Consider the following 524-nt stretch of genomic DNA (forward strand, 5'->3'; position numbering starts at 1 on the left):
GCTCGAACAGCATTGATACGTCTTAATCTTTGTCTCAAACATGCGGCTGCATTAGGTGTAGATGTTGATTTACAAGCTGTAGAAAAAGCAAAAGCTCTCTTAGGAAAACAACGCCATAAGGTCACTAATAGACCAGCCATGGATTGGAGAGAGGTTCCGGCTTTTTATAAAACACTCTGTGAAGCATCAACCATAACACAACTGGCTTTGCGTTTGCTTATTCTGACAGGTGTTCGTACCAATCCTTTACGTCATATTCATAAAGATCAAATTGATGGGGATATATGGACCATACCTGCTGAAAATATGAAAGGCAAGCGTGATACAACAAAAGAATTTCGCGTGCCTTTATCAACTGAAGCATTAGACATTTTAAAACAAGCACGATTGCTTTCTCGTAATGATTTCTTTTTTTCTGCTAAAGGTCGCGGTCCCCTCGCTGAGAAGTGTATGGCTCAATATATGAGAGACAATAAACTTGAAGCCTGCCCGCATGGTTTTCGCTCTAGTTTACGCGATTGGCT

General features: G+C 40.8%; 1 protein-coding gene. It reads left to right on the plus strand.

Annotated elements, in window-relative coordinates:
* On the plus strand, positions 1 to 524 hold a 524-nt coding region (locus tag ACFILO_RS09825), incomplete at both ends, for a tyrosine-type recombinase/integrase (protein WP_375678252.1).

The sequence above is a fragment of the Bartonella sp. AP72JLCBS genome, assembly GCF_042195705.1.
Classification (GTDB): Bacteria; Pseudomonadota; Alphaproteobacteria; order Rhizobiales; family Rhizobiaceae; genus Bartonella.